Source organism: Mesorhizobium sp. DCY119 (assembly GCF_003590645.1).
Classification (GTDB): domain Bacteria; phylum Pseudomonadota; class Alphaproteobacteria; order Rhizobiales; family Rhizobiaceae; genus Mesorhizobium_M.
In genome coordinates this window covers 267452-291434 of the sequence record NZ_CP031834.1, presented here as the reverse complement: position 1 = coordinate 291434, position 23983 = coordinate 267452, and the positions used below count along the sequence as shown (strand labels likewise).

Sequence of the window (23983 nt, the reverse complement as noted above, 5' to 3'; positions counted from 1 at the left end):
GAGTTTCATGTCCGATGTCGTAATCGGTATCGATGCGTCGACCACCGCGGTGAAGGCGATCGCCTTCACCCGCGACGGTCGCGAATTGGCGCAGGCGCGCGTCGCCTACCCGCTTTACAATCCGCTACCCGGCCATTTCGAGCAGGATCCGGAAGACTGGTGGGCAGCCCTCCTGCAGGCGTTGAAAGAGCTTGCCGGCCGCATCGATCCTTCTCGTTTTGCTGCCCTGTCGATAGCCCATCAGCGCGAAACCTTCACGCTCATCGATGATGCGGGCAAGGCGCTCAACCCGGCCATTCTCTGGCTGGACGAGCGCGCCCGTCCGCAGGTGGCGCGGCTATCCAAGGAACTTGGCCGCGACAACATCACGGCATGGAGCGGCAAGCCGCCGGATCCGACGCCGGCGCTTTACGCCATCGCATGGCTTTCCGAACACAGGCCGGAAGCGGTGCGCGCTGCACGCGCCATCGTCGATGTCGACGGTTTCCTGATGCATCGCCTGACCGGCAGGCTGGCCACCAGCACGCCGAGCGCCGATCCCCTAGGCCTACTCTCCCTCGAAACATCGACCTGGCACCGGACCCTTGTCGAGGCGGCCGGCCTGAAGCTCGAGCAGCTTCCCGAAATCATTGCCCCCGGCACGATATGCGGTGGGCTGACAGACGAGGTCGCCAAACTCACTGGCCTGAAGGCTGGCCTGCCGGTCGTTGCCGGCGCCGGCGACGGTCAGGCCATGGGCCTCGGCATGGGCGTGGTGGAGGCAGGAAAGACCTACCTTTCGCTGGGTTCCGGTGTCGTCAGCGGCGCTTATTCAGGAGAGTACAGGACGTCGGAAGGCTTCCGCACGCTGGCGTCGCCGACCGGCTCTGGCTTCATGCTCGAAACCGTTCTGCGCTCCGGCATGCAACTGGTCGACTGGATTGTCAGGACGACGGGTGCGCAGTCGGCCCCGGCGCTGGAAGTGCTGGCGAAGGATGTGGCTGCGGGCAGCGACGGCCTGCTCGTCATGCCCTATTGGGCGGGCGTCATGAGCCCCTATTGGGATGGCGCCGCGCGCGGTTCCATCGTCGGCCTCTCGCTCGATCACAAGCCGGCGCATCTGTTCCGCGCGGTTCTGGAAGGCATCTGCTTCGAGCAGGCGATCGCCACCGAGGCCATGGAAACCAGCATCGGCCACAAGTCGCCATCGATGATTGCTGCCGGCGGCGGCACCAATTCGCGCCTGCTGATGCAGATCATGGCGAGCGTGCTTGAGCGCCCGCTGTCGGTTTCGCCGGTCAATGAGGCTGCCGCTCTCGGTGCCGGCATGCTTGCAGCCTATGCGGCGGGCTGGTTTCCCTCGGTTGAGGAAGCGAGCAAGGCGATGACCGCCCAGCCGGACAACCGCGTCGATCCGGTCGCGGAGCTGTCGGCGAATTATGCAGTCCGCAAGGAGATCTACCGCGATCTCTATCACGCGACGCGAGACATCCATGCCAGGCTGGATGCTCTGAAGAGCGGCTAAAGGCCTAACAATCCCTTAGCCGCTTCCTCATCGGTGATGAGCACCGAAACCTTGGTGCGCGCCAGCATCGCGTTCATCACCGCGACCTTCTCGCGCCCGCCCGAAACCAGGATGGTGTTCGGGATATCGGCGAGTTCATCCATCGGGAAGGCGCAGACACGGTGGTTGACGTCATGGTCAATGGTTTTGCCGTTGGCGTCGACGAAATGGCACAGAATATCACCGACGGCGCCGAGCGCTTTCAGTTCCTCCAGCTCGCTCGGCTTGATGAAGCCATAATTGGCGATCGGGCTGTCCAGTGAGAACGAGCCGACGCTGAGCAGTGCGATATTGGCCCGCCGCGCCCGGAAAACCACGTCCTGAACGCTGCGCTGGCTCATGAAGGCATCGCGCTGTTCCGGCTTGTCGGCATAGACGGGAACCGGCAGAAGATAGCATTCGGCGCCGATCTTCTCGGCGAAATCCCACGCACTTTCGGTCGGGTTCAAAGGCTGCGCATGCGTCAGCCCGCCGAGCATGGAAACGACTGTCGTCCGGCTGATCTGGCGGTGCGGCAGCTGGTTGATGGCGAATTTCAGCGTTCGCCCCCAGCCCAGCGCGATGACGTCGCCGGCATTCACATTGTCTCCGATATAGGCGGCTGCGGCATGGCCGATCATCATCGGGCTGTTGCGGCTGTCAGCGGCTGCCGGCACCACGATCGCCTGGCCCAGGCCGAAACGCTCTTTCAGCTTCTGTTCCAGCACCACGCAATCGACCACGGTGTCGCTGATGCGGAACTGGACCACGCCTTCCTCGCGGGCGGCGGCCAGGATGCGGTGCACCTTGATGCGCCCGATTCCGAGCAGTTCGGATATCTTCTCCTGGGTCAGGCCCTCGACATAGTAATGCCAGGCCGCGCGCGCCTTGAGCTCAGCGTCGGGAAAGCGCGCGGCGCTGTCATTGTCTGCATTGGTCATCGTGCGCCTGTTCCTTCCCAGCCGGATACGTCCGAACCCGATACCGTTCATAATGCCAGTTTTCGCGTGTCACGAAACCCCATTATCGGGAGCGTTCTGTAAGCCATGTCTTTCATTAGCTGCTTTCCACGCTCCCTCTTGACAATTCGTTCAGTCGGAAGTTACTTTGAACAAAATTACAAAGCAAAGTTAAAATGTTCATCCTAGGGAGGTGTAACTTGGCTTTTGAACGCACGTCATTGCGGCCGGCGTCCGCGCATTGCGCAGGGACGGTGTGCCGATGAGTTCCAAACCCGGCAGCGCCGATCTTTCCGTCTCGGCAGGAGAGCCGCGTGCAGGTGGTCTGAAGCCGCTGTTCGCGACGCTTTTCGCCGGCGCCAAGGGTCCGCTTATCGGCCTCATCCTCCTGTGTCTGGTGCTGTCGGTTTCCACCGATACCTTCCTGACAGTCCGCAACATCCTGAACGTGCTCGACCAGATCACCGTTCTCGGCATCATGGCGATCGGCATGACGCTGGTGATCCTGATCGGCGGTATCGATCTGTCGGTCGGCTCCATCCTGGCGCTTGGCGCCATGGTCCTCGGCTACGTCGTGAACCCCGATTATCTCGGCCTGCCGATCCTGGCCGGCGTTGCCGCGGCCTTGCTCGTCGGCGGGCTTTGCGGGCTGGTTTCCGGCCTGCTGGTGACGGTGGCCAAGCTGCCGCCTTTCATCGCCACCCTGGCCATGATGTCGGTGGCGCGCGGCCTGGCCAACATCATCACCGACGGTTCGCAGATCGTCGGTTTCCCCGACTGGTTCACCAACCTGTCGATCGTTCGCCATTTCGGCTTCATCTCGGTGACGGTTGGCGTCATGATCGTGCTCGGCGTGATCTTCGCGATCTTCCTCAATTACCGCACCACCGGCCGCAATCTCTATGCGATCGGCGGCAGCCCGGAAGTGGCGCGTCTGTCCGGCATTCCGGTCAACCGGCTGACCAACTGGGTCTATGCCGTCTGCGGCGTTCTGGCAGCCCTTGCCGGCGTGGTGCTTGCCGCGCGTCTCGACTCGGTGCAACCGAGTTCCGGCTTCGGCTATGAGCTCGACACCATCGCCGCCGTCGTCATCGGCGGCGCCAGCCTCAGCGGCGGCGTTGGCTCGATCGGCGGAACGGCCATCGGCGTCCTCATTATCGGCGTGCTGCGCAATGGGCTCAATTTGCTCGGCGTGTCGCCCTTCATCCAGCAGATCGTCATCGGCGTCGTCATCGCCCTGGCCGTTGCGGCCGACACCTGGAGGCGCCGGGCCAAATAATTCCGGCCGGGTTCGCCCGGTCGGAACGGACTTTACTGACACTCGAAGTTCATCAGTTCAACGGAGGAGAAATACATGCTGACGAAACGTTCATTCCTGCTTGCTGCCGCGGCCATCGTTCCGCTGCTCGGTCTTGCCAACGGGGCTTCGGCCGCCGAAGCCAAGAAGCTCGGCCTTGCCGTCGCCAATCTGCAGGCCGACTTCTTTAATCAGATCAAGCAGTCGGTCGAAGCCTACGCCAAGGAAAAGGGCCTCGAGGTCGTCACCGTCGACGCCAAGGGCGATTCCGCTACACAGGTCAGCCAGGTGCAGGACCTGATCACGCAGAACATCGACGCGTTGATCTACATCCCGGCCGGTGCTACTGCCGCGACCGTCCCGACCAAGACGGCCAAGGCTGCCGGCATTCCCGTCATCAATGTCGACCGCAATGCCGACGGCGCGCCGGGCGACACCTTCATCGCCACCAACAGCGTCGCCTCTGCCAAGAGCGTCTGCGACTACATCGCCAAGCAGGCCGGCGGCAAGGGCGAGCTGATCATCATCCATGGCCAGAAGGGCACGACGCCAGAAGTCGACCGCTCCAAGGGCTGCGGCGAAGCCCTCGCAGGCTATCCCGACATCAAGGTCGTCGGCGAACTCTGGAGCGAAGGCTGGCACCAGGACGAAGGCTTCAAGCTGACGCAGGACCTGCTGCAGTCTCATCCGAACGTCTCGATCGTCGTCGGCCAGGCCGATGCGCTCGCGCTGGGCGCGGCACAGGCGGTCAAGGTCGCCAATCTCGGCCACAAGGTCTGGATCGCCGGCTTCGACGGCGACGTGGCAGCACTCAAGGCGCTGAAGGACGGCGTCTTCGACGTCACCGCCACGCAGCAGACACAAGGCATGGGCCGTCTGGCGGTCGACTCGGCTATCAAGCTTGTCGCCGGCGAGAAGGTCGAGCCGGAGCAGCTTCAGGACGCGACTTTGACCACCAAGGACAATGTCGCGCAGTTCATCGAGAAGCATCCGTAAGCTGTGTCGGGCGAAACGATGTCGATGACAACCTTGCCTCAGGAAGGCTCCCATCAGGGGCTTTCCGTGCGCGGCCTGTGCAAGAGTTTCGGGCCGATCCAGGTGCTGACCGAAGCGAGCTTCGACGTCAGGCCAGGCGAGGTGGTGGCGCTGCTCGGTGAGAACGGCGCCGGCAAATCGACCGTTTCCAACATCATCGCCGGATCGCTGCACGCAGACCGCGGCGCGATCACCTGGCAGGGGAAGCCCTATTCCCCTGCCAGTCCGGCACAGGCGATCGATGCCGGCATCGGCATGATCCATCAGGAACTGAAGCTTCTTCCCGATCTTTCGGTTGCCGAGAACGTCTTCGTCGGTCGCATGCTGACGCGCGGCGGCGCCATCGACCGCACCAGGATGAACGAACGCGCCTCTGCCCAACTCAGGCGGCTCGGCCTCAACGTTTCCCCCGATACCAAGGTTCGCGACCTCCGCGTCGCCGCCCAGCAGCAGGTCGAGATCGCCAAGGCGCTGACGCTTGATGCCAAGCTGCTGATCTTCGATGAGCCGACCGCTGCCCTTGGCGGTGACGAGACGGCACTTCTGTTCGAGCAGATCCGCAAGCTCAAGGCCGAGGGCATGGGCTTCATCTATATCAGCCACCGCCTCGAGGAGATCGTGCAGATCGCCGACCGCATCGTGGTGATGCGCGACGGGCGGGTGGTCGCGCGCCATGACCAGGGTGATATTCCCATCCGCACGGTCGTCGAGCAGATGGTCGGCCGCAGTGTCGACCGCATGTTCCCGACACTCGACGAGCCGCGCCCCGAAGTGCTGCTCGAGGTCGATAACCTTTCCTCGCCCGACCGCACTTTCAACGATGTCAGCTTCTCCGTGCGCGCCGGTGAAATCCTCGGCATTGCCGGCCTGATCGGCGCCGGCCGCACCGAACTCGTCCGCGCCATCGCAGGTGCTGACCCGATCTCCAGCGGTAAGGTCACCGTTGCCGGCAAGCCGGTGCATCTCGATGGTCCGGCCGCCGCCATCAAGGCGGGCGTCGTGCTGGTGCCGGAAGACCGCAAGGGGCAGGGCGTCGTGCTTGACCAGACTATCGGCGAGAACCTGGCGCTCGGCAATTTCGACCATGTCGCACCGGGCGGCTGGGTGTTTCCGAAAGCGGTGCAGAAATTCGCCGAGACCGGCATCCGCAAGCTCGGCGTCAAGGGCCAGCCGGGTCAGGCAGTGCGCAAGCTCTCCGGCGGCAACCAGCAAAAGGTGGTGATCGCCAAATGGATCGCGCGGCCGCCGAAGATCTTCATCCTAGACGAGCCGACGCGCGGTATCGATGTCGGCGCGCGCGCTGCGATCTACGATGTCATCGCCGACCTCGCGCGTTCCGGCATGGCGGTCGTTGTGGTTAGCTCGGATCTTGAGGAAGTGCTCGGCCTGTCGCATCGCGTCATGGTGCTGAGCCGGGGCCGCCAGCGTGGTATCCTGCCGAGGGCGGAAGCGAACAATGTCGCGGTTATGGAACTGGCGACGAGCTAGACCAGCGCGGTGCGGACATAGCGCAACAGGGTAAGCCTCCCAAGCACCCGGCCGCGCCGGGCGCCAGCGCCAAGTGCTGGCGTCCGCTCATTCGGGCAGGCAGTCTTTCGAGGGATGGAGACACAACCGTGGAACTCTTCGATCTCAGCGGCGAAATCGCGTTCGTCACCGGTGCCGGCAGCGGCATCGGCCAGCGCATCGCCATCGGCCTTGCCGAGGCGGGCGCGGATGTCGCCTGTTTCGGCCATGCTTCCAAAGGCGGTCTCGACGAGACGGCGAACAGCATCGCAGCACTCGGCCGCAAGGCGCTGGTGCTCAACGGGACGGTGACCTCGGAAGCCGATCTGGTTTCGGCGGTCGAACGCGTCGAAAAGGAACTCGGTGCCCTGACGATCGCCGTCAACAATGCCGGCATCGCCAATGCCGCGCCTGCCGAGACGCTGCCGCTGGAGCAGTGGCAGAAGCTCTATGAGGTCAATGTCAACGGCGTGTTCCTGTCCTGCCAGGCGCAGGCTCGCGTGATGCTGCCGCGCCGCAAGGGATCGATCATCAACATCGCCTCGATGTCCGGCTCCATCGTCAATCGCGGCCTCACCCAGGCGCATTACAATTCGTCCAAGGCAGCCGTCATCCACATGTCGAAGAGCCTGGCGATGGAGTGGGCCGATCGCGGCCTCCGGGTCAATGTCATCAGCCCCGGCTACACGCTGACGCCGATGAACCGCCGGCCGGAAGTGGCCGATCAGGTCAAGATTTTCGAGCGCGATACGCCGATGGGGCGCATGGCCAGCGTCGACGAAATGGTCGGCCCGGCGGTGTTCCTGGCGAGCCGCGCGTCCTCGTTTGTCACCGGCATCGACCTCATCGTCGATGGCGGCTTCGTATGCTGGTAAGGGAGAAGCAAGTGCAGAAGCGCTTTGAAGGAAAGACCGTCGTCGTAACAGGCGCGAGCGGCGGCATTGGTGCTGCCATGGCGAAGCGTTTCGCCGATGAAGGTGCGGCCATCGTCGTCAGTGCCATCGACGCACGTGTCGAGCAGGTCGCCGACGCATTGCGCAAGGACGGCGCCAAGGTGGTCTCCCAAATCATGGACGTGACCGACAGCAAGGCCGTTGCAGCGCTCTACGATCTTGCCGAGCGCGAATTCGGCCGCGTCGATATCTCGATCCAGAATGCCGGTGTCATCACCATTGCGAAAATCGAGGACATGACTGAGGCCGAGTGGGACAAGGTTCTGGCGGTCAACACGAAGGGCGTGTTCCTGTGCTGCCAGGAGGCCATCGCCCGCTTTCGCAAGCATGGCGAAGGCGGGCGGCTGATCAACACGGCCTCCGGTCAGGCGCGCCAGGGTTTCATCTATACGCCGCATTACGCCGCGTCGAAGTTTGGCGTCGTCGGCATCACCCAGAGCCTTGCCAAGGAAGTCGCCAAGGAAAACATCACCGTCAACGCGATCTGCCCCGGCATCATCGACACGGACATGTGGGCCTACAACGACAACGCCTGGGGCAAGCTGCTTGGAGATTACAAGCCGGGCGAACTGATGGCCGAGTGGGTGAAAGGCATTCCCATGGGCCGCGCCGGCAGCGGCGCTGACGTTTCCGGGCTGGTTGCGTTTCTCGCTAGCAACGACGCTGCCTACATCACCGGCCAGACCATCAATGTGGATGGCGGCCTCATTATGTCGTGAGCCCAAGCAGCGCTGGCGCTCACTGCGTCAGCGCTATGGCATCTTCCGGGCGCACGATGTCCGCGGGGCAGGCCGGCGCGACGGTCACGGCGAACAAGCGCAGGGCTGGCTCGTCAAAGCCTATATAGCGGGCGAGCCGGCGGCGATAGTTTTCGATCCACGTGCTCGTCACCGGCTGCTGGTCGTAGAAGCGGCCGTCGAAGGCATAAAGCAGCCGCTCGTTGGTTGCCTGCTGGGCGACGATGGCGCGCGACCAGCCCTCCGGCGCGACCTCGGCGATGCGCACGCGGCAATCGTCGAGGGTCCCCACGATCCAGGCAGGGGCGCCGACAGGATTGAAGGGTTGAACGGCAAGGCCGCGCTGGTTCATCAGAGCAACGGCGGCGGCACCTTCATCAGAAGCGATATCCGGCGTCCGGGCGAGGCTGGCGACCTTGCCCGCAAGGGTGGCGCAGAGCAGCAATCCCAGGGCGAGGCTAGCGAGTGACGGGCGCATCGAAACCGATCCTGTTGTAGCCGATGAAGGCAATCACACCGAAGGTGAGCCAGCCGGCTACGCTTGCGCCGATCGGCCCGTGCAGAAGCTCGTACTCCCAGGGGTAAAGCCCGATCAGGCTGATGCGCGTGATGTTGATCGCGACGACGGCGGCAGCACTCGCAGCGGTCCAGCCGATCGCGGGCAAGGTCCAGCGCCCGCTGCGCAGGTTGACGAAGACCGCCGCACTGACGAAGACGAGCGAAAGGTTCGCCAGCGAAGAGCAGGCCGGTGCGATGAACAGCGACCCGGAACCGTCGGCAAGCGGCACGACATTGGCGACCGGCACCGTTCCGATCATCCAGCCGACAAGCCTGGCGTCGATATGCAGGATCGTGCCGCTGAATGCCGCAAAGGCAAGGCGCGTCCAGAACAGGGGAATGGTCAGCGCAAAGACGATTGCCGCCGCGCGCCTGGTTGTCTCGTCGCTGGCCGTGCGCCGAAGATGGATGGCGATCAGGCCGATGCCGAGCCAGCTCAGGGCAGGCACTGGTGCAAGAAACGCGAGACCGGCGAGGAAACTCACCAGCACATCGCCGCGCCGGAAAACCTGCTCGGCGGATGGCCGCAGAAGCATCGCCATGGCGGCGAAACAGGCGCCCCAGAGAATGATGCTGATCTCGAAGGTGTTGAATAGGGCGGCGGCAAACCCACTGTCGGTCACGGACCTGTAGACTTTTTCACTGATGCCGTTTGCGAAGCCGACAGCCACCAAGCCGGCAAAGAAAGACTGCCGTGTCAGGGCAATGGTTCCGAGCCACGGAAGAGCGGCCGGCCGAAGCAATGGCGCGTGATGGTCTTCGCCCCCTGCCACGCCGGAACCGGATCTTGCCACCTGCCCACCACCTCGCATCTTCGGCTCGGATCAAGCTATTCTTTGTTCTTGCGATTACGCTTTCTCAGCCAGACAAGGCCGCCGACAGCCACGACGATCGGCAATCCTACGCCCGCCAACGGCCCCGGCACGGCATAGCCTTTCGAGCCTCCCGGTCCCCAACCCAGGCCGGGTGTGGGGCCGCGATCAGGCGGCTGCTCGGCAAGTGCCGGCGCTGCTGTCATCAGCCCGAGGATGGCCACGAAAAGGAATGATCGGAAGCCAGACATGGCTACCTCCTGTCAAATTGGTTTGAACAGAAGATTATGCCTTTGACGGCGGGTAGGTGAGGCATCCGTTCGATGTAATTCGGCCTCACCAGGGCGCTTGAGAGCCGGATTACTCCTGGCTCTTGCCGTCTTTGCCGCGACGGTTGCGCTTCTTCAGCCAGACATAGCCGCCGAATACGGCCAGAACCGGCAGACCGACGCCGGCAAGCGGACCAGGTACGCCGTAGCTCGTTCCGCCACCGCCACCGCCACCGCCGCCATAGCCGCCACCGCCGAGATCGATCTTAATGATGCCGAGGTCGATCGTCAGAGCAGATGCTGGAGATATTGCCATAAGACAGAGTGCTGCCGCGCAGACGGTTGATCGAATGCCATGCATGATAAACCCCCATGATGTTCAAGCCACACGGGAAGAATATTCCTTTGCCTGCGGTTAGGTGACGCATCTCTTTGGTGTAGGGAGTTCGCCGGGCGATCCTCTGCTTTGTCTAGCTCGGTTGAGCAGGGATATTGTCGATCAGACGTACGCCACCGAGGAAAGCGGCGACAAGCAGCCGCGCCGGACGGTCGAGCGTGTCCATCGGCTGCAGATCGTCCTCGGCTCGAAGCTCGAGATACTCGACCTCGCTGAAACCGGCCGCCTGAATGGACGTAATCGCGTGATCCAGCACTGGCTTCGCAAGCCTGCCGTCACGCAGCTTTTCCGCCGCTGCGAACAATGCCTGGGCCAGTTTCGGCGCGATTGCGCGATCTTGCGGCGATAGCCGCACATTGCGCGAGGAGAGCGCCAGCCCATCGGCCTCGCGCACGGTCGGGCAAGGCACGATCGTGATCGCGATGTCGAGATCGCGCGCCATGCGCTTAACGACATGCAATTGCTGGAAATCCTTTTCGCCGAAGAAAGCCATGTCGGCCCCGGTCTGGAGGAAGAGCTTGGCGACGACGGTGGCGACACCATCGAAATGTCCGGGCCGATGCGCCCCGCACAGCCCCTCGCTGACGCCGCTTACCGAGACGGTCGTCGAGAAGCCCTGCGGGTAGATTTCTGAGGCATCCGGCACATAGAGCATATGCGCGCCGACCGGCGAAAGCTTGGCTGCGTCTTCCTTCTCGGTGCGCGGATAGGCGGCGAGGTCGGCGGGATTGTTGAACTGCTTGGGATTGACGAACAGCGTGACGATAACGCGGTCTGCCTGCTCCAGGGCAGTGCGCACCAGGCTCAGATGCCCTTCATGCAGCGCTCCCATGGTTGGCACGACGCCGACTTTCAAACCCTCGCGCCGCCATTCGGCGACGGTGGAGCGGAGTTCGGCAAGCGTTCTGACGATCGGCACGCTCATGCGGCGGCCCCGCCCTTGATCGCCGTCGGCTTGTCGCCGAAAACATGTTCGCCTGCCGGAAAGCGGTGCTCGCGCACATCGGCGGCATAGGCCGCGATAGCGGTCTCGGCATCGCGGCCGAGTTCGGCGTAGCGCTTGACGAATTTCGGCCGGAAATCCGCGAACTGCCCGAGCACGTCGTCGACGACGAGGATCTGCCCGTCGCAGGCGGCGGACGCGCCGATGCCGATGGTGGGGATGGGGATCTTCTGCGTGATCGAGCGGGCCAGCGGTTCGACGACCTTTTCCAGCACCACCGAAAACGCCCCCGCCTCGGCAACGGCGACCGCATCGCGAAGAATGCGCTCGCCGGCTTCGCCACGGCCCTGAACCTTGTAGCCGCCGAATGTGTTGACAGCCTGCGGCGTCAGTCCGACATGGGCCATGACCGGAATGCCGCGACCGGTGAGGAAGCGGATCGTCTCGGCCATGCTCTCGCCGCCTTCCAGCTTCACCGCCGCGCAGCCGGTTTCCATCATCAGGCGCGCTGCGTTGCGAAATGCCTGCGCCGGGCCTTCCTCGTAGGAACCGAAGGGCATGTCCACCACCAGCAGCGCGCGCTCGACGCCGCGCCGCACGGCCTGTCCGTGCATGATCATCATCTCCAACGTCACGCCCAGCGTCGAAGGCAGGCCGTGCAGGACCATGCCGACGCTGTCGCCGACGAGAACCACGTCGCAATGACGGTCGACGATGCGCGCCACAGGCGTCGTATAGGCGGTCAGGCAGACGATGGGTGTCCGTCCTTTCCTGTCCGCGATATCCGGGGGTGTCAGCGCTTTTGTCTCTGCCGTTGCACTCATCGGCGTCTCCTTTCCTAGGGGTACTCTCTCCCGCCCCGCGCGCGGTTTTACATGGTTTTGTGCAAATGCGAAGGAAATTGTTGCGCTGCGGCGGAACACTGCTGGAAAGGAAACCGCCCGCCAGGACCTTTTCGCCGGCTAGGAATTTCGATGGTAGTGCCTTGATCCGGCACAGTTTTCGTCGTTGCGCTGATCCGACAATGATGGCACCTTGAGCCATCGCTTTGCATCTTCGGGTGGAAGAGCGTGCACGGCGACAGCATTTGCGAGGGACACTTGCATGGCGCTTCGAGGGGACGATAGCAGCCGCCTCTTTCCGACGGTCGCCTTGGCCGTTGCCCTGATATTGCTGCAAGCCTGCAGCGAACAGAAGCAGAGCACGCCTGAAACCATCCTCAATGTGAAGGCGACCAAGGCCGAGACGGTCGACTACCGGCCTCGCTTCTCGCTGACCGGCCAGGTCACCGCCCGCAACGAGGCCAGGCTTTCCTTCGAGGTCGGCGGGCAGGTCACGGAAGTCCTTGCCGATGTCGGCGTCCATGTCGAGGCCGGCGCGCTTCTCGCCCGGCTGGACCCCAAGCAGCAGAATTCCGACGTGGCTTCCGCCGAGGCCAGCGTCGACTCCGCGCAGGCACAGCTTGCACAATCCACCGCCGCCTTCGAGCGGCAGAAATCGCTGCTTGCCGGCGGCTTCACGACCAAGAGCACCTATGACAACGCGGCCGAAGCCGTCGATGTCGCGAAGGGCACGCTGGAAACCGCCAAGGCGCAGCTCTCGATCGCCCGCAAAAGCGTTGCCGACACGGAGCTGAAAGCCCAGCAGGCCGGTATCGTCAGCACCCGCAACATCGAGGTCGGGCAGGTGGTGCAGGCGACGCAGACCGTGTTCATCGTCGCGGTGGATGGTCCGCGCGATGCCGTCTTCCAGGTTCAGGAGCAGGTCGTAGCCCACATGCCCGAAGACCCGCTTATCCAGATCGGATTGCTTTCCGACCCCGAGGTCAAGACGACAGGGCATGTCAGGGAGGTCGCGCCCTCCATCGATCCGACCACCGGCACCGTCCAGGTCAAGGTCGCGCTCGACCAGACGCCGGCACGCGTGACGCTCGGCGAGGTGGTGCTGGGAACCGCCCCGGTGCCGGGCATTCAAGCTTTCATCATCCCCTGGTCGGCTATGATGATCGACAACGGAAAGCCTGCTGTGTGGACGGTCGATGCTGCGTCGAACACCGCCAGCCTCGCGCCGATCACGGTGGACCGCTACGAAACCGGCCGGATCATCGTCCGCGACGGGTTGAAGGACGGCGATCTCGTCGTGACGGAGGGCGCCCAGCTTCTGCGCGCCGGCGCGAAGGTCAACATGTCGCTGGAGGGTGCCCAATGAGACGGGCCGGCGTCGTTTCGATCCTGCTGCTCGCCGCCCTGTCCGCCGGATGCAAGCCCAGCGAAGAAAAATCCGCCGAGCCGGTGCCAAGAACGGTGCGCTCGGTGATAGCCGCTGTGCCGGATATAAAGTCGACCGGCTTCACCGGTCTGGTGCAACCGCGCTATGAGGCCGCCCTTGGCTTCCAGACCACCGGCCGTATCGTCTCGCGCGATGTCGAGCTTGGCAGCCTCGTTACCAAGGGCGAACTTCTGGCCACCATCGACGGCGAGCAGATCATGCTTGCCGCGCGTTCCGCCGAATCGCAGGCGACGGTGGCCGCCGCGCAGCTTGCCAACGCGCAGGCAAGCGAAGGGCGGCTGCGAACGCTGCTTGCCGAAAAAAGCATTTCGCAGGCCGATTTCGATTCGGCCACGCTCGCCACCGCAACGGCGCAGGCGCAGGTAAGGCAGGCACAGGCCGAGCTCGACAAGGCCAAGGACCGGGTGAGCTATCTGGAGCTTCGCGCCGAAACTGATGGCGTTGTCACGGCAGTCGATTCCGATGTCGGGCAGGTCGTCTCGGCAGGCACGGCGGTCATCACCGTTGCGCGAACCGACGTGCGTGAAGCGGTCGTGGATATTCCCAACGAAATCGCGGCTGGAATGCGCCCGGACGCCGAGTTCGATGTCGTCCTTGCCGTCGATCCGCGCACCCGCGCCAGTGGCCGCGTCCGCGAGATCGGGCCGCAGGCCGATGCCGCCACCCGCACGCGGCACGTCAAGATTCTTCTCGACAATCCGCCGGAAGCCTTCCGTCTCGGCTCGCTCGTCACCGCTTTTCCAAAGGAGGCGCCCTTCACCCAGATCGTTCTGCCGGTTTCGGCAGTGTTCGAAAAGGACGGCAAATCTTCAGTATGGGTGGTCGACCAGACGGCGAAAACCGTGTCCGAAAAACCTGTCGAAACAGGCAAGACGCTCTCAGGCTATGGCATCGAGATCAACAGCGGTCTCGCCGTCGGCGACCGCGTGGTGACGGCCGGCGTGCATGAGCTCAAGGACGGCCAGCGCGTGAACATCGATGGCGGTATCGAAGAATGAACGGTTTCAACCTGTCCGACTGGGCGCTGCGCCACCGATCGCTGATCTGGTACCTGATGGTCATCGCGCTGGTGGCGGGTGTGCTTTCCTATCTCAATCTCGGGCGTGAGGAAGATCCGGCCTTCGCCATCAAGACGATGACGGTCAGCGCTTCCTGGCCGGGTGCTTCGCTCGACGAGACGCTGTCGCAGGTCACCGAACGCATCGAACGCAAGCTCGAGGAACTCGACACGCTCGACTACACCAAGAGCGTCACGACGCCGGGCCAGACCACCGTATTCGTCAATCTGGCCGAATCGGTGCGCGGCGTGCGCATCACCGACAGTTGGACGCGCGTCCGCAACATGATGGCCGACATTCGCGGCGATTTCCCGGACGGCTTCGCCGGCTTTGCCTTCAACGACCAGTTCGGTGATGTATTCGGCAACATCTATGCCTTCACCACCGACGGCCTGACGCCGCGCCAACTGCGCGATTATGTGGAAGAGGTCCGCCGCCGCGTTCTTGCCATTCCCGAAGCGGGCAAGATCGACATACTCGGCGCGCAGGACGAGGTCGTCTATCTCGAATTCTCGACCCAGCGCATCGCTGCCCTCGGCCTGGACCAGCAGGCGGTCATCGACACGCTGCAGAGCCAGAATGCGATCACGCCGTCCGGCGTCATCCAGGCGGGGCCCGAGCGGATCGCCGTCCGCGTCAGCGGGCAGTTCACCTCCCAGGAAAGCCTGCGCAACGTCAATTTGCGCGTCAACGACCGCTTCTTCCGCCTGAGCGATGTCGCCACCATCAGCCGCGGTTATGAAGACCCGCCGCAGTCGCTGTTCCGCTATGGCGGCAAGCCGGCCATCGGCCTGGCGATCGGCATGAAGGACGGCTCCAACATTCTCCATTTTGGCGAGAAGCTGAAGGAGACCATGGCGCGCGTCGAGCAGGAATTGCCCATCGGCGTCAACGTGCATCTGGTGGCCGATCAGCCGGCGGTGGTCGAGGAAGCGGTCGGCGGCTTCACGCGGGCGCTGTTCGAAGCGATTGCCATCGTGCTTGCCGTCAGCTTCATCAGTCTCGGTTTCCGCGCGGGCATCGTCGTCTCGTTGTCGATCCCGCTGGTTCTGGCGATGACCTTCGTCTTCATGGAATATCTCGGCATCAATCTTCAGCGCATTTCGCTCGGCGCGCTCATCATCTCGCTCGGGCTGTTGGTCGACGATGCGATGATCGCCATCGAAACCATGGTGACGCGCCTGGAGGCCGGCGACACCCGCGAGAAGGCGGCCGGCTATGCCTGGACGTCAATCGCCTTCCCGATGCTGACCGGCACGCTGGTGACGGTCGCGGGCTTCATCCCGATCGGCCTGAACAGCAGCAGTGCCGGCGAATACACCTTCTCGCTGTTCGAGGTGATCGCCATCTCGCTACTCCTTTCCTGGGTCGTTGCGGTGCTGTTCGCGCCATTGCTCGGCGCGACCTTCCTGCCCAAGAACATGAAGAAGCATGAGGACCATGTCGGCTGGGTGCGCAAGAAATTCCGCCAGGTGCTGCATGCGGCCATGCGCTACCGCTGGATAACGATTGCCGCCACGCTGGTGCTGTTTGTCGGAGCACTTCTCGGCTTCCGCTTCGTGCAGCAGCAGTTCTTCCCGCCCTCGGACCGCCCCGAGCTCATCGTCGACATGACCTTGCGCCAGAACAGCACGATCCGCGAAACGCAGGTGCAGATGGACCGGCTGGAGGCGAGCCTCGTCGGCGACGACGACATCGTGCGCTGGACATCCTATGTCGGCGCCGGTGCCGCCCGCTTCATCCTCTCTTATGACGTCCAGCCGCCCAACCCCTATTTCGGCCAGGTGGTGATCCTGACCAAGAGCGTCGAGGCGCGCGAGCGCCTCCGTGCCAAGCTCGTGGAGAAGGCGCAGAAAGAGTTCCAGGGCATCGACGTGCTGGTGAAGGGCCTTGAACTCGGGCCGCCGGTGGGCCGACCGATCCAGTATCGCCTCAGTGGGCCCGACGTCGAAAAAGTGCGCGCGTTTTCGCTGCAACTGGCCGACGTGCTGGGCAAGGACACGCGGGTGGGCGCGGTCGTCTATGACTGGAACGAACCGTCACGGGTGATCAAGGTCGATATATTGCAGGACAAGGCACGGCAGCTTGGCGTCAGTTCCGAGCAGATCGCGTCGAGCCTCAACAGCATCGTGGCCGGTGTCACCGTCACCCAGATAAGAGACAGCATCTATCTGGTGAATGTGGTGGGTCGCGCGCAGGCGGTCGACCGGAACTCGGTAGAGGCGTTGCAGGGCTTGCAACTGCCAAGCGGCAGTGGAAGCTCTGTCCCGCTCGGCGCCATCGCCACATTCGAATACGGGCTTGAGCAGCCGGTGGTGTGGCGGCGTTCGCGTCAGCCGACTATTACCTTGAAGGCCAGCATCGTCGGGCCTGCCCAGCCGGCGACGATCGTGACGAGCCTCGCGCCGGCTGTTGCCGAATTCTCCGGCAAGCTGCCGCTCGATTACAAGGTCGAGGTCGGCGGCACCGTCGAGGACAGCGGCAAGAGCCAGGCGCCCATCGTTGCGGTCGTGCCGCTGATGCTGCTGACGATGCTCACGCTTCTGATGCTTCAGCTCCAGAGTTTCAACAGCATGGTGCTGGTGGTCAGCGTAGCACCACTCGGTCTGATAGGCGTGGTTGCGGCGCTGGTGCCGTCCGGCGCGCCGCTTGGGTTCGTCGCCATATTGGGTGTGCTGGCGCTGATCGGCATATTGATCCGCAACTCGGTCATTCTGGTCACGCAGATCGATGCGTTGAAGGCGGAGGGCAAACCGCTATGGGAAGCCGTCTATGAGGCAAGCGACCATCGCGCCCGCCCGATCCTGCTGACGGCTGCCGCCGCCAGCCTCGCGCTCATCCCGATTTCGCGCGAGATTTTCTGGGGTCCGATGGCCTATGCGATGATGGGCGGTATCATCGTCGGCACGCTGATCACACTGATCTTCCTGCCCGCGCTCTATGTCGCCTGGTTCCGCGTTCGCGAACCGGAAGCAGAGCCTGCGGTCGCGGAAGAATAGCGGCCGCGGCTTGGGCGGCGGCATATTCTTGACGTGATTGCGCGCAACATCCGTTCCGCCGGATCGCGACGCACGCCGGCATATCGACTGCCGGAAGCGTGACGGAAGACCAGATTGAACATGAAGACGAAGATTTTCGGGGGCGCAGCCCTGTGGGCGCTGCTGTTTCTTGCCGCCTGCCAGACGGCGCGCGCTCCGGGTGAGGGGGCCGGCGCCTCCAGTTCAGCCTATAGCTATCTCGCCGAGATACGCTCGGCAAACGGGCTGGGCACGCTGGTGGCGGACTCCCGCCTGGAGAAAGCAGCCCTTCAGCAGGCCGGCTATATGGCGCGTTCTGGTCGCATGACGCACACGACCGGCTGGGGCAAGGACTTTTCGGCGCGCATGAAGGACAATGGCGTCGAGGGGGCGGCGGCGGAAAATGTCGCCCATGGCGGCATGGACATGGCCAAGCTCTTTTCCATGTGGATGAATTCGCAAGGCCACCGCCGCAACATGCTCGATGCACGTTTCAGCCGCTACGGCCTCGCCTATGTTCGTGACGAGGCCGGCAGCGACCGGAAATACTGGGCGCTTGTGCTCGGCAGGTAAAATCGCCGAGCACTGTTCTCACATTCAGCAGGCGGCGTTTGCCAGCGCAGCGCTCACCCGGTCCTGCTTGCGCTCAAGTGCCCGGCTGAGCAGGGCGAGCAGAAGACCCGCGACCGTTACCAGCGCCGCCACCCAGGTCACCGCGCCGAGGCCGGGGCCATGCTCGATCACCACGCCTCCCAGCCAGGCACCCATTGCATTGCCGAGATTGAAGGCGGCGATGTTGAGGCTCGAAGCGAGCGTCTGCCCGCCGCCTTCCGCCTTCTGGAGAACGCGAAGCTGCAAGGGCGCAACCGTGGCGAAGGCCGCAGCACCGAGCAGGCCGACGAACAGCACCGCCGCGATCTGGTTGTGGAGCGCGAAGGTCATCAGGCCCATCACCACCGCCAGCGCGGTCAGGGTTCCGAGCAAGGTCGCCATCAGCTTGCGGTCGGCAAGGCGTCCGCCGATGAGATTGCCGGCGATCATGCCGCCGCCGAACACCAGCAGGATCGGCGAGACCGCCGTTTCCGGGAAACCGGTCACCTGCGTCAGCAGCGGCTGGATATAGGTGAAGACGGCAAACACGCCTGCATAGCCAATCACGGTGATGAGCAGGCCGAGCAGCACCTGCGGTCGTGCGACCGCCGCAAATTCCTCGCGCAGCCGCACCGGCTCGTCGGTCGCCTTGTCGCCGGGCACCAGCAGGGCGATAGCAGCAAAGCCGATGACGCCGATGGCAGCGACCGCCCAGAAGGTCGAGCGCCAGCCGAAATGCAGGCCGAGCCACGCGCCGAAGGGCACGCCGAGCAGGGTCGCAAGCGTCAGGCCGGTGAACATGATCGAAATGGCGGAGGCCTTGCGATCCTGCGGCACCAGGCCGGTCGCGACGACCGCGCCGACGCCGAAGAAGGTGCCATGGGTGAGTGCCGTGATGACCCGCGCCACCATCAGCCAGGTGTAGTCCGGCGCCAGCGCACTCGCCGCGTTACCGACGATGAAAATCACCATCAGCGTCAGCAGCACCGCCTTGCGCGGCAGCCTGAGGGTGAGGATGGTGAGGATGGGTGCGCCGACGAAAACGCCGAGCGCGTAGCCGCTGATTAGCAACCCGGCGGCGGCAATGGTTACGTTGAGGTCCGCCGCCACTTGCAGCAGCAGTCCCATGATGACGAATTCCGTGGAGCCGATGCCGAAGGCCCCAACGGTCAATGCGTAAAGCGCCCTGGGCATGGTCGAATTCCTTGTCAGCGCGGGTGAAAGATCGACCCTATATGGACCTCGATCCACCTGTGAGGTAGAATGCTTTTGGGAAAATCATTTATGAATTGAAGTCACCATGGCACGACTGGATGTCAACCGCTCGGGCGAGATGGAAGTCTTCGTCAGGGTCGTCGAACTCGGCGGATTTTCGGCCGCCGCCCGCGCCTTCCGCATGACGCCGTCGGCGGTCAGCAAGCTGGTGGCGCGGCTTGAGGCGCGGCTCGGCACGCGGCTGGTCAACCGCTCGACGCGGCGTCTCCAGCTCACACCGGAAGGCGGCGTTTTCTACGAGCGCAGCGTGCGCCTGCTCGCCGATCTAGACGAGGCCGAGCGATGCGCCTCGGCAAACGAGATTCCAGCTGGCCGCCTTCGCGTCAACACCAATTTCGCGCTGGGCCGGCACTATTTGCTGCCGCTGCTCCCGGACTTTCTCGCCGAGAACCCGGCCGTCACGCTCGATATCGCACTCACCGACACGGTCGTCGACCTCATGGAGGAACGCACCGACGTCGCCATCCGCAGCGGGGAGCTCAAGAACTCGCAGCTGATCGCGCGCAAACTGGGAGGATCGCGCATGGTGATCGTAGCGAGCCCGGACTATCTCGCCCGCCGCGGCACGCCACGCACACCGGCCGATCTCGCCGGGCACAATCTCCTCGGTTTCTCTTTCGCGCGCTATCTCGACGGCTGGCCCCTCATGGAGGATGGCACGGAAATCCGCGTTCCGGTTTCCGGCAACATGCAGATCAGCGACGGCGATGCGCTGATGCAGCTGACGCTTGAAGGGCTCGGACTTGCGCGCCTTTCCGATTATCATGCGCGCGCCGAGGTGGCGGCGGGCCGGCTGGTGCCGGTGCTGGAAGACTGCAACCCCGGCGACATCGAGCCGGTGCATGCCGTGTTCCTCGGGCAGGGCGGTCATCTGCCGGCCCGCGTCCGCGCGTTTCTCGACTTTCTCGTGCGGCGCCTCAAGATTTAGTTGGGGCCGCACCAGCCCGGCAGATAGTTCGCTTCCCTGGTCTTTGCGAGCTTAAGCGCCTGCTTGGCGATCTTGTCGAAATCGTCGTCTAGACGCGCGGCGTCGAAGCGACGGCGGAAGAAATCGGCCCAGAGAAACTCGCTGAACGGAACGATGCTCTTGGCATAGCCGCCGTTCCGCAGCACGTCGCCGGCGAGGCTGCGGAACGGGTCGTCCGTCAAGCCACTGACCGTCTTCGGGATGTCGGCATAAGTCCTGCGCACACCAGACTTGTCGAAGGGATGCATCCAGGAACGATTGTCGAGCACGATCAGGAACGCCTCCTTGTCGAGCGCTGAGAGATCGGAAATCACCGTCACGAAGACTTCCCTGATGCCCTCTTCCTGCAAGGCGCGGGCAAGATGGTGGTGATCGACGATATGGTAAAATCCCTTAGGCCCGAGAACGGCAGGGATAAAATGATGGCCGAGGAATTTGCCCTTCTTGCTGTTCGGCAACGCGCGCAGTTCGTGGCGTTTGAACGCCACTTCGCGCAAGCCCACGGTCATCTGTGTCGGCCGCAGCACCTCGATCGGAACCGGCTTCAGATTGGGTTTTACGTCGTCGGCCATCATGTTGCCTCTCTATCCAGCCGTTTTTGCCGTTCCTTGCCGTGTCAGCGCGTCGATGGCGTTGTCGACGCTGTGGAAGATCATGTTCGGGCCAAGCTCGCCGGCGATCCCGAACCGGGCAAGTGCTGCCTGCGCCCTCACCGATTCCATGCGGGCGATGCAGAAGGTAATGCCCCGATTGCGGCAATATGCGATCAGGCCCGAAAGCGCCTGCGCGGCGGTGTAATCGATATCGATGACGCTGCTCGCCTCGAATATCACATGCTTCACGCTGCCGGCGCGGGCATCGATCATGGCGCGAAAACCGCGGCCGAACTGATCGGCATTAACGAAGGAAAGCGGCGCCTGGAAGGCGGCGACCAGCACACCCGGCACCCGCTCGCCATTCGAGCCGGAACTCGGGGGCCACCAGATCGACGTGCCCGGAACATTCTCGAACTCGATCGCACGTGCCTGCGTGGTGCTCCAGATGCCGTGCAGCAGCGAAAGGCCGATGCCGATGGCCACGCCGATCTCGATCGGCAGTGCGACGATGGCAATGGCGGTGATGGCAATCAGCAGGAATTCGATCGGCGCCTGCCGAAAGGTACCGGCAAAGGTCTGCCAGCGCAGGATGCGCTGGGCGACGAAGAGCAGGATGCCGGCAAGTGCGGCGTCCGGCACATTCGCCAGAAGCCCGCCGCCGAACAGCACCAGCATCAGCACGATCGCCACAGCAAGCAGCCCGCTGATCTGCGAGCGGCCGCCGGTCTCCGAGACGATGGCCGTGCGCGGCGGGCTGGCATTCACCGGGAATGCACCGATCAACCCGGCAAGCAGGCTACCGGCGCCGACGCCGACGAAATCGCGGTTGACGTCGGGGCCGCTGCCGTCCTGACCGGCAAAAGAGCGCGTCGTCGCCGCGGTCTGCACCATCACGATCATCGCGATCAGTAGCGCCATCGGCACCAGCGTACGCAGATCCTCAAGCCCCACCTCGGGCACCGACAGTTTTGGCAACCCTTCCGGCAGCGCGCCCAGCACATGGACGCCGCGGCCGGTCAGGCCGAAAAGCGTCACCGCCAGCGTTGCCAGGGCCAGCGCGATCAGGGCGCCGGGCATGCGCGCGCTGATCCGCTCCGAGAAAAACACGATCAGGAAGACGCCGATCCCGAGCGCAATGCTGTAGGCGTTGATGCTGTCCCAGTCGGCAGCGATTGCGCTGACGCGGTCGAACACGCTGCCGCTGCCGCCGGGCAGGCCGAGCAGCGCCGGCAATTGCGAGATGACGATGTGGATGGCGATGCCGGCAAGGAAGCCGGCGGTCACCGGCACCGACAGGAGATCGGCGATCCAGCCCATCTTGAGCAACCCGCCGGCCGTTACGATCGCGCCCACCATCAGCGCCAGCATGGCAGCGTAGACCGCATATTGCGGCGAGCCGGATGTGGCGATCAGGGCCAGTCCGCCGGCAAAGATCGGCGTGATCGTCGAATCCGAGCCCGACGAGAGAAAGCGGCTTGCGCCGAACAGCGCGAAGGCCAGCGAACCTGCCATGAAGGCGAAAAAGCCGATCTCTGGTGAAAAATCGCCGAGACGCGCAGTCGCCATCTGTTCGGGTATGGCGATCGCGGCCAGCGTCAGGCCGGCAGTGACATCGCCGCCGAGATATTTCGGGCTCCAGCCTTGCATCGAGCGGAATGGAAGCCAGGACTTCCAGCCCGACCCGGTTCGGATATCGCCGTCCGCCTGCATGCGCCGCTTCCCGGATCGTGGCTTCCTTGCACGGCTCGCATGCCGGCGAGCAAGAGCCTAGCGCATAACCCGAAACACGGGAAGGATGTGCATGGATTCAAAGTGTTAGACTAAGCGCGAGCGCGGGGCCATGCAGCCGCGCGCTCGGCTCATCAGGCCGGGTTTTCCAGCGTAAACATGTCGGATGCCTCGTCATAGGCGAACAGCTCGGCATAGCGCGCCCAGCTTGTCACCGCCCGCACGGTCTGCTCGGCGTTCTCCTCCGACATATGGTCCTCCAGCTCGTCGCGGAAACGGCGCGCAGGGGCCACATGACCTGACCGCTCGTCCAGCACCCGACGAATATGTGCTGCCAGCGGCACATGCGTCGCCAGCTGCATCGCAAACAGCCGCTTGCGCTCGTCGACGTCGCCGTCGGCAAAGCGCTTGCCCGCCGGCTTCAGGCGGATGTCGCCTTCGGCCAGTTCGGCGAAATGCAGCAGCTGCAGCGTCTCGGCGATCGGAAACAGGTCGTCGATCTCAAGCTGCAGGCTGGCTGCCAGCGGCGGCAGGTCGGCCTGTCCGCGATAGGGCTCCGCGGCGATGGCCTCCATCAGGCCGGCGAGCAGGTTGGTCGAAACGCGCGGCAGCACCATCGCAATGCCGGTGCCGGGAAAGATGCCGCCGCGCGCCGGCTCGGCTACGCCCTTGCGCGCAGTCATGCGGGCGTAGATGTCGTCCACCAGCGCGCGGAACGCCGGGTCGAGCCGGTCGCGCGGCTGTGGCAGGTCGATGCGGATTTCCGCTGCCACCCGGCCGGGATTGGACGAGAAGATCAGCACGCGGTCGCACATCAGCACGGCCTCCTCAATGTTGTGCGTCACCATCAGGATCGACTCGATCGGCATGCGGCCTTCCGACCACAGGTCGAGCAGGTCGGTGCGCAGCGTCTCGGCGGTCAGCACGTCGAGCGCCGAAAACGGCTCGTCCATCAGCAGCACCTTGGGATGCACGACCAGCGCGCGGGCAAGCCCGACACGTTGGCGCATGCCACCCGAAAGCTCCTTGGGATAGGCGCTTTCGAAGCCGTCGAGGCCGATCAGGTCGATTGCCTCCAGCGCGCGCTTGCGCCGCTCGGCCGGTGCCACGCCGCGCGCCTCCAGCCCAAGCTCGACATTCTGCAAAACAGTGAGCCAGGGAAACAGCGCAAAGCTCTGGAACACCATGGCCACGCCGTCGGGCGTGCCGGTGACGGGCACACCCTCGAAGGTGATGGTGCCTCCGGTCGGCTTGATCAGCCCGGCGATGGAGCGCAGCAGCGTTGACTTGCCCGAACCGGAGCGGCCGAGCAGGCCGACGATTTCCGACGGCCGCAAGGTCAGTGCGACATCGTCGAGCACGACGAGGCGATCCGCGCCGCCATTGTCATAGGTCTGGCACACGCCCTTGACGTCGATAAGGGCGGTTTCGTTGGTGGTGATTGCAAGGTTGTTCATGATCGGTCTCCCGAATT

The 23983-nt window shown here is 63.9% G+C and carries 22 protein-coding genes; 11 read left to right on the top strand and 11 right to left on the bottom strand.

From position 1 onward, the window contains the following. The first annotated feature begins 7 nt into the window (after positions 1-7). Positions 8-1504, top strand: coding sequence for an FGGY family carbohydrate kinase (locus tag DZG07_RS01395; protein WP_119813723.1), 1497 nt, complete (start codon positions 8-10; stop codon positions 1502-1504). On the opposite strand, the gene DZG07_RS01390 is transcribed toward DZG07_RS01395, so the two are convergent. Then, positions 1501-2463 (bottom strand): sugar-binding transcriptional regulator, encoded by a 963-nt coding sequence (locus DZG07_RS01390; protein WP_091911382.1) that lies wholly within the window; start codon positions 2461-2463, stop codon positions 1501-1503. The genes DZG07_RS01395 and DZG07_RS01390 overlap by 4 nt on opposite strands. A gap of 280 nt (positions 2464-2743) precedes the next feature. On the opposite strand from DZG07_RS01390, the gene DZG07_RS01385 reads away from it, so the two are divergent. The 5 genes from DZG07_RS01385 (at position 2744) to DZG07_RS01365 (ending at position 7991) form a co-directional block, all read left to right on the top strand. Next, positions 2744-3760: an ABC transporter permease gene (locus tag DZG07_RS01385; protein ID WP_119813721.1), complete on the top strand. Its 1017-nt coding sequence runs from the start codon at positions 2744-2746 to the stop codon at positions 3758-3760. A gap of 75 nt (positions 3761-3835) precedes the next feature. Next, a complete protein-coding gene (locus DZG07_RS01380) occupies positions 3836-4774 on the top strand; it encodes a sugar ABC transporter substrate-binding protein (RefSeq protein WP_091911378.1) in 939 nt (312 codons plus the stop codon). A gap of 18 nt (positions 4775-4792) precedes the next feature. Beyond that, complete coding sequence (locus DZG07_RS01375) at positions 4793-6301, top strand: sugar ABC transporter ATP-binding protein (protein ID WP_119813719.1); 1509 nt, start codon at positions 4793-4795, stop codon at positions 6299-6301. A gap of 128 nt (positions 6302-6429) precedes the next feature. Further along, positions 6430-7194 (top strand): SDR family oxidoreductase, encoded by a 765-nt coding sequence (locus DZG07_RS01370; RefSeq protein WP_091911374.1) that lies wholly within the window; start codon positions 6430-6432, stop codon positions 7192-7194. 11 nt (positions 7195-7205) lie between these two features. Further along, positions 7206-7991 (top strand): SDR family oxidoreductase, encoded by a 786-nt coding sequence (locus DZG07_RS01365; RefSeq protein WP_244537781.1) that lies wholly within the window; start codon positions 7206-7208, stop codon positions 7989-7991. Between the two features lie 19 nt (positions 7992-8010). Here DZG07_RS01365 and DZG07_RS01360 read toward each other — a convergent pair whose 3' ends face one another. The 6 genes from DZG07_RS01360 to panB form a co-directional block, all read right to left on the bottom strand. Next, positions 8011-8487, bottom strand: a complete 477-nt coding sequence (locus DZG07_RS01360) for a hypothetical protein (RefSeq protein WP_119920241.1) — start codon at positions 8485-8487, stop codon at positions 8011-8013. After that, complete coding sequence (locus DZG07_RS24155) at positions 8468-9361, bottom strand: hypothetical protein (protein WP_245429563.1); 894 nt, start codon at positions 9359-9361, stop codon at positions 8468-8470. The genes DZG07_RS01360 and DZG07_RS24155 overlap by 20 nt, the downstream gene beginning before the upstream one ends. A gap of 35 nt (positions 9362-9396) precedes the next feature. After that, the gene (locus DZG07_RS01350; protein WP_119813715.1) at positions 9397-9630 is read right to left on the bottom strand and encodes a hypothetical protein; all 234 of its coding nucleotides are present in this window, start codon (positions 9628-9630) and stop codon (positions 9397-9399) included. A gap of 109 nt (positions 9631-9739) precedes the next feature. Next, positions 9740-9964, bottom strand: a complete 225-nt coding sequence (locus DZG07_RS01345; protein WP_119813713.1) for a hypothetical protein — start codon at positions 9962-9964, stop codon at positions 9740-9742. Between the two features lie 154 nt (positions 9965-10118). Continuing rightward, on the bottom strand, positions 10119-10970 hold the full coding sequence (gene panC, locus DZG07_RS01340) for a pantoate--beta-alanine ligase (RefSeq protein WP_119813711.1): 852 nt from the start codon (positions 10968-10970) through the stop codon (positions 10119-10121). Next, positions 10967-11812 carry a 3-methyl-2-oxobutanoate hydroxymethyltransferase gene (gene panB, locus DZG07_RS01335; protein WP_119813709.1) on the bottom strand — a complete coding sequence of 282 codons (846 nt, stop codon included), beginning with the start codon at positions 11810-11812 and terminating at the stop codon, positions 10967-10969. The genes panC and panB overlap by 4 nt, the downstream gene beginning before the upstream one ends. 280 nt (positions 11813-12092) lie before the next feature. Here panB and DZG07_RS01330 point away from each other — a divergent pair, with 280 nt between their 5' ends. The 4 genes from DZG07_RS01330 (at position 12093) to DZG07_RS01315 (ending at position 17925) form a co-directional block, all read left to right on the top strand. Further along, the gene (locus DZG07_RS01330) at positions 12093-13196 is read left to right on the top strand and encodes an efflux RND transporter periplasmic adaptor subunit (protein ID WP_119813707.1); all 1104 of its coding nucleotides are present in this window, start codon (positions 12093-12095) and stop codon (positions 13194-13196) included. After that, positions 13193-14275 carry an efflux RND transporter periplasmic adaptor subunit gene (locus DZG07_RS01325; protein WP_119813705.1) on the top strand — a complete coding sequence of 361 codons (1083 nt, stop codon included), beginning with the start codon at positions 13193-13195 and terminating at the stop codon, positions 14273-14275. The genes DZG07_RS01330 and DZG07_RS01325 overlap by 4 nt, the downstream gene beginning before the upstream one ends. Then, entirely contained in the window at positions 14272-17334 is a 3063-nt protein-coding gene (locus tag DZG07_RS01320; protein ID WP_091911359.1) for an efflux RND transporter permease subunit, read from the top strand. The genes DZG07_RS01325 and DZG07_RS01320 overlap by 4 nt, the downstream gene beginning before the upstream one ends. A 120-nt stretch (positions 17335-17454) precedes the next feature. Then, the gene (locus DZG07_RS01315; protein ID WP_119813703.1) at positions 17455-17925 is read left to right on the top strand and encodes a CAP domain-containing protein; all 471 of its coding nucleotides are present in this window, start codon (positions 17455-17457) and stop codon (positions 17923-17925) included. A gap of 24 nt (positions 17926-17949) precedes the next feature. Here the strand turns inward: DZG07_RS01315 and DZG07_RS01310 are convergent, their stop codons facing one another. Then, on the bottom strand, positions 17950-19137 hold the full coding sequence (locus tag DZG07_RS01310) for an MFS transporter (RefSeq protein WP_119813701.1): 1188 nt from the start codon (positions 19135-19137) through the stop codon (positions 17950-17952). Between the two features lie 106 nt (positions 19138-19243). Here DZG07_RS01310 and DZG07_RS01305 point away from each other — a divergent pair, with 106 nt between their 5' ends. Continuing rightward, positions 19244-20146, top strand: coding sequence for a LysR family transcriptional regulator (locus tag DZG07_RS01305; RefSeq protein WP_091911353.1), 903 nt, complete (start codon positions 19244-19246; stop codon positions 20144-20146). Here DZG07_RS01305 and DZG07_RS01300 read toward each other — a convergent pair. The 3 genes from DZG07_RS01300 to DZG07_RS01290 form a co-directional block, all read right to left on the bottom strand. Continuing rightward, on the bottom strand, positions 20143-20757 hold the full coding sequence (locus DZG07_RS01300; protein WP_119813699.1) for a ParB-like protein: 615 nt from the start codon (positions 20755-20757) through the stop codon (positions 20143-20145). The genes DZG07_RS01305 and DZG07_RS01300 overlap by 4 nt on opposite strands. Positions 20758-20769: 12 nt before the next feature. After that, on the bottom strand, positions 20770-22491 hold the full coding sequence (locus DZG07_RS01295) for a SulP family inorganic anion transporter (protein WP_119813697.1): 1722 nt from the start codon (positions 22489-22491) through the stop codon (positions 20770-20772). A gap of 152 nt (positions 22492-22643) precedes the next feature. Next, positions 22644-23966 carry a nitrate/sulfonate/bicarbonate ABC transporter ATP-binding protein gene (locus DZG07_RS01290; protein ID WP_091911349.1) on the bottom strand — a complete coding sequence of 441 codons (1323 nt, stop codon included), beginning with the start codon at positions 23964-23966 and terminating at the stop codon, positions 22644-22646. Positions 23967-23983 lie beyond the last annotated feature (17 nt).